Source organism: Bradyrhizobium sp. (genome assembly GCF_049798375.1).
Taxonomy (GTDB): Bacteria; Pseudomonadota; Alphaproteobacteria; order Rhizobiales; family Xanthobacteraceae; genus Bradyrhizobium.
Map to the genome: position 1 here is coordinate 1 of NZ_JBARGP010000494.1, position 5,160 is coordinate 5,160.

The window sequence follows — 5,160 nt, forward strand, 5'->3', positions numbered from 1 at the left end:
ATGCTGGTCCGCAAACGCCGGGCATGCGCGGCTTCCGCGACATCACCGCCGATGTCGATGATCTCGGCAAGGCCGCCGCCCAGGCCAACCGCGCCGCGCGCAAGACCTACGCCAACGTGCCCGCGCCCGATCCCGCGCTGCAGGAACCGGGAGCAGACGAGCGCGGTGCAGACGCCGACCCGTCCTATTCCTATGACGAGGCGATCGAGGAGGCCGAGCGCTACGCGCTGCCGTCGCAGCCAACGCCGCGTTCGCGCGTTGGCGTCGACCGGGAGCCGAAGAAGCGGGCCCGTGGCGCGACGTTTCCATTCAAGACCGCGATCGCCATCGGCATCGTCCTGATCCTGGTCGGCGCAGGCTTGGTGGGGGGCAAGACCATCGTCGCCAGCGTGAGCAACATGTTCAAATCCTCCGCTCCGGTCGTGGAGGCGCCGAAAGACAGCGGCACACCGCTCGCCAAGCCGAAGATTCCCGATCGTATCGGCCAGGCGCCATCGGATGAAGTGGCGCCGGTCGCCCAGCGGGTCATGCTCTATGATGAGGATTCGAGCGATCCCAAGGGCAAGCCGTATGCCGGCACGGTGGTCTGGCGGACCGAGCAGATCAAGGCGTCGGGCACGCAGAAGGCCGATATCGCCGTACGGGCCGACATCGAGATTCCGGACCGCAAGTTCAAGATGGCGATGTCGTTCCGCCGCAACACCGACCCCTCGCTGCCGGCGAGCCATACGGCGGAGTTGACCTTCATCCTGCCGCCCGACTTCTCCGGCGGCGGCGTCGGCAGCGTGCCGGGCCTGCTGATGAAATCCAACGAGCAAGCGCGCGGCGTGCCGCTCGCCGGGCTCGCTGTGAAGGTCACCGATGGCTTCTTCCTGATTGGGCTGTCGAGCGTCGACGCCGACCGCGCTCGCAACATCCAGCTCCTGAAGGAGCGATCATGGTTCGACGTGCCGCTGGTCTACACCAACGGGCACCGCGCGATCATCGCGATCGAGAAGGGCGCCCCCGGCGAACGCGCCTTCAACGACGCCTTTGCGCAATGGGGAGATTAGCGTCGGAGGCCGGGCACGAGCTGCGAAGGTCCGCCGCGAACAGGCTGAGGGCAAGGCATGAAGCGCTATCTGATCTTCGTTGCGGTGGGGCCGGCACTGGGCGGGTTCGTGCTCCTGATGGTGACCACCTATCAGTCGGGCTACTGGATCGAGACCAATGCGGATGAGATCGCGAAGCTGTTCAAGGTGTTCGTCGTCTCGCTGCAATACAGCTATCTGTTCGGCTTCCTGCCGGCGCTCATGATCTGCGCGATCGACGACATCCTGTTTCACGTCCGCCGCATCGGACCAAGCTTGCGCATGCTGCTGGTCGGAATCATCGCCTTCTGCCTGGCCGCGTTGAACTACGCGTCGCACGGCGCCGATTATGGCGTGCTGCAGTTCGTGCTCTACGGGCTGGTCGGCTTCATCCCGGCCACGATTTCGTCCTGGCTGGTGTACAAATTCGTCGACGAGCCGTTGCCGGTGCCTCCGCCGGCGCAGAGCGCGACGGAATCCCGCTAGAGCATGATCCGGTGAAGCAACTTGCGCGGCGGTCGCGCGTTTCTATCTCATGAGCATGCAGAACGACCACAGATCGTCCACCCGTCGTCCCTCCCAGGCGCCGTTCAGCACGACCGAGGCGCGCGGAAAGGTGATCGATCAGGACGGGCGGGAGATCCCCCAGGGTCCCTTTCAGGGAACGGGAAGCTTTCAGGGAACGGGAAACGTCCGCGGCTTTCAGTTCGATTTCACAACCGCTAACCCGTTCGGCAATCTGACGCGCGAGCAACGGGTGGCGCGGCTGGAGGCGATCGCGAAGCTGCTCGACATCGCCTTCATCGTGCCGGGCACCAACATCCGCTACGGCATCGACGGCATCATCGGCCTGATCCCGGTGGTCGGCGACATCATCGCGACCGGGCTGTCATTGTGGCTGGTGCGCGAGGCGCGTGCGCTCGGCGCGCCCTGGCATGTCACCGCGCGAATGCTCGGCAATGTCGCCGTCCAAGGCACGATCGGCGCGGTGCCGGTCGCAGGCGATGCCTTCGACGTGCTCTATCGCGCCAACATGCGCAATGCCCGCATCTTGCGGCGATGGCTGGACACGCAGCCACACTGATCGCGGACAGGCGAAACGCATGCTTCAAAAAACTGCCCCGCAGCATGGCGGGGCAGGTTCGGCAAAATTCCTGGTCGGATGGTCGTTACGCGGCGTCCGCGTCCGGCGCCTGCGGCTCGGGCGCCCGCCGCGGCAGCGGAAACGCCTCGCTCTCATAGAGCGACCGGATGCCGTTCTGGTCGAAACGGGCTTCCTCGACCTGCAGATAGGCGCCATTCAACGAATCCGCCGGCAACTGCTCCATCGCGAACTGCACGGCCTCGGCCGCGGTGCCGAAACGCCGATAGGCAAAGCCTGCGCGCTTCTTCTTGCGGATCGCGGCGGGGAACAGCTCGGCAGACGTGTTGAAGTTGAACGGACGCATAGGACGCATGGTCTGAGACCTCTTCTTGTTCGGCTGCGGCGCTGACGCGAACTTTCGCGCGAAGCTTTCTGTTCGACGTTGCGGCTTCCGCCAGCGATGGGGATGTCGAGGGCCAACACGGCCGCTCTAGGCAGCCACGCCCTGCATATCATTCACGAACTCTAATATAGGCCGATTTGACAAAAATGCGAATCCTGCCGGCTCACATCGTAAATCTATAAAATCTGACGGAACTCAAAATTTCTTGTCTTTCTTCAATGCGTTGCGTGATTTTACAACTTGTGAAGCCAAAGCAGGATGGTCAGTACAACCAAAATGACAACCCCGAGGCCGATTCCGGAATGGCCCATGCCATAACCATAGCCGCCGATCCGGCCGGACAGTCCACCGGCGAGGTAAATGACGACGATCAAGATCAGGATCATTCCAAGCGACATGATCCTCTCCGGCCCATCAGGTGCTGCCCATCACGATTATCTTAGTAATATAATACCTTTTCATAATAATACGCGGCCTGATCGATCAAAGTCGGCTTCCGCCTCTGCCGACGCGGGCTGAACATCCTCCCTGAGCCCTTCCCCTATCGGGGGAAGGGAACATCCGATGTCGCTGAAACAGCATCGGCTTACTCCCGCGATATCCGAGCTGGGCTGGGCCGTCGCTTGTCTCAGCGCGGCTTCAGCTTCAGCGCGGCCGAGTTGATGCAGTAGCGCAGACCGGTCGGGCCGGGGCCGTCCGGAAACACGTGGCCGAGATGGCCCGAGCATTTCGAGCACAGCACCTCGGTGCGGACCATGCCGTGGCTGCTATCCGTCTCCTCGTCGACATGGCTCTCCGTCGAAGGCTGAGTGAAGCTCGGCCAGCCGCAGCCGGAATCGAACTTGGCATCGGACTCGAACAGCGTCTGGCCGCAGCCGGCGCAGACATAAGTGCCGGCGCGATGGTCGTGCTCATATTCGCCGGTGAAGGGACGCTCGGTCGCCTTCTCACGGAGCACAGCATACTGCATCGGGCTCAATTCCTTGCGCCACTCCGCTTCGCTCTTCTCGACTTTGCCGCTCGTCCCAGCGACAGGCGTTTTCGTGTCGGTCATTTTCTCTCCTCCGGCGGCTTCCGTCGGCCGCCACTCTAATTCGTCGCCTTGGCGTTGCTGACCAGTGTCGGCTTGTCCAGGTAGTTCTGGGCGAAGATCTTCTTCAGGTTCTCGACCTTCGGCAGGTCGTTGTATGCAATATAAGGCTGGTTCGGGTGCAGCGTCAGGTAGTCCTGATGATAGGCTTCCGCCGGATAGAACCCTTCGAGCTTGCCGACCTTGGTCACGATCGGCTTCTTGAACGCCTTGGCTTGGTCGAGCTGGGCGATATAGGCGTCCGCAACCTTCTTCTGCGCGTCCGAGGTGGTGAAGATCGCCGAGCGATATTGCGTGCCGCTGTCCGGGCCCTGGCGGTTGAGCTGGGTCGGATCGTGCACGACCGAGAAGAAGATCTGCAGGATCTTGCCATAGGAGATCTTCTTCGGGTCGAACTTGATCTGGACGGATTCGGCGTGCCCGGTGGAGCCCGTCGAAACGGTCTCATAGCTCGCCGTGGCCTTGGCGCCGCCGGCATAGCCCGACACGGCGCTGGCGACGCCGGCGGTATGCTGGAACACGCCCTGCACACCCCAGAAGCAGCCTCCGGCCACCACGACGGTCTCGAGCCCGTTCGCCGCCGGCTCGTCCGTCGCCGGCGGCGGGATCACGACGGCATCCTCGGTGGCGCGCACGGGTCCATAAGCGAACAGGGCGGCGCCGGCCAGCGCGCCGATCATAGCGGCCTTGACGATGAAGGGGCGGAACGGATTGCGGCGCATGGGAGCTCCTCAGGCTTGACGGAAATCTTCGTGTTTGCGGCGACCGGCCGGACCGGCGTCACGCTCTCGTGGCAAGATACGCACATCCCCCGGCGCTGTTACAGCGCTCCGCACACGACTGCGTGAAAGGCGGCGCGTGACGACGCCTCGTCGGCTCGCACACGATGCCTGTTGCCAACCTCTCCGCTGTCATCGTCCGCGAAGGCGGACGATCCAGTATCGAGAGGCTGGCGTGGCAAAATTGAGAGGCCGCGGCGTACTGGATCCCCGCCTTCGCGGGGATGACATGGGAGGATTGGCGACCTCACCAAGGGATGCGTCTCGAAGGAGGTCTCGCCGCTCGTTCACACCACGATCGACAGCCGCTTCGCCGCACGCGTAATGCCGGTGTAGAGCCAGCGGGCGCGGCTTTCGCCGAACGCAAAACTCTCGTCGAACAGCACGACGTCGTCCCATTGCGAGCCCTGCGACTTGTGCACGGTCAGCACATAGCCGTAATCGAACTCGTCATAGGGCTTGCGCTGTTCCCACGGGATGTCCTCGATGCCCCCGGCGAAGCACTCGCCGCGCACCGAGACTTTTGTCACCTTGCTGCCGAAATCTTCGTCCGGCATCAGCCGCATGGTGACGATCTTGGATTTCGACGCCGCGCGCGATTTCACTCGCCACAGGCCGCCATTGAATAGGCCCTTCTTGCGGTTGTTGCGCAGGCAGACCAGCTTGTCGTCGGCGACGGGCAGCGGGTCCTCGATGCCCAGGCGCTGCCTGAACCGCATGTTGTAGGCCCGTCG

The 5,160-nt window shown here is 63.3% G+C and carries 8 protein-coding genes; 3 read left to right on the plus strand and 5 right to left on the minus strand.

Annotated features, from left to right (window positions below; translation table 11 throughout):
- From WA702_RS20170 to WA702_RS20180, 3 genes are all read left to right on the plus strand, one after another.
- On the plus strand, positions 1-1,052 hold a 1,052-nt coding region (locus WA702_RS20170), incomplete at its 5' end, for a hypothetical protein (protein ID WP_425112309.1).
- A gap of 57 nt (positions 1,053-1,109) precedes the next feature.
- A complete protein-coding gene (locus WA702_RS20175) occupies positions 1,110-1,556 on the plus strand; it encodes a DUF5413 family protein (protein ID WP_425112310.1) in 447 nt (148 codons plus the stop codon).
- A gap of 49 nt (positions 1,557-1,605) precedes the next feature.
- On the plus strand, positions 1,606-2,154 hold the full coding sequence (locus WA702_RS20180) for a DUF4112 domain-containing protein (RefSeq protein WP_425112311.1): 549 nt from the start codon (positions 1,606-1,608) through the stop codon (positions 2,152-2,154).
- Positions 2,155-2,239: 85 nt separating this feature from the next.
- On the opposite strand, the gene WA702_RS20185 is transcribed toward WA702_RS20180, so the two are convergent.
- The 5 genes from WA702_RS20185 to WA702_RS20205 all read right to left on the minus strand — a co-directional run.
- Positions 2,240-2,527 carry a hypothetical protein gene (locus tag WA702_RS20185; protein WP_425112312.1) on the minus strand — a complete coding sequence of 96 codons (288 nt, stop codon included), beginning with the start codon at positions 2,525-2,527 and terminating at the stop codon, positions 2,240-2,242.
- Positions 2,528-2,790: 263 nt separating this feature from the next.
- The gene (locus WA702_RS20190) at positions 2,791-2,955 is read right to left on the minus strand and encodes a DUF3309 family protein (RefSeq protein WP_425112313.1); all 165 of its coding nucleotides are present in this window, start codon (positions 2,953-2,955) and stop codon (positions 2,791-2,793) included.
- A gap of 230 nt (positions 2,956-3,185) precedes the next feature.
- Entirely contained in the window at positions 3,186-3,611 is a 426-nt protein-coding gene (gene msrB / locus WA702_RS20195; protein WP_425112314.1) for a peptide-methionine (R)-S-oxide reductase MsrB, read from the minus strand.
- A 35-nt stretch (positions 3,612-3,646) separates the two neighbouring features.
- A complete protein-coding gene (gene msrA / locus WA702_RS20200; RefSeq protein WP_425112316.1) occupies positions 3,647-4,327 on the minus strand; it encodes a peptide-methionine (S)-S-oxide reductase MsrA in 681 nt (226 codons plus the stop codon).
- Positions 4,328-4,713: 386 nt separating this feature from the next.
- Positions 4,714-5,160 (minus strand): ATP-binding domain-containing protein (locus WA702_RS20205; RefSeq protein ID WP_425112315.1); only part of this gene is annotated, 447 nt, incomplete at its 5' end.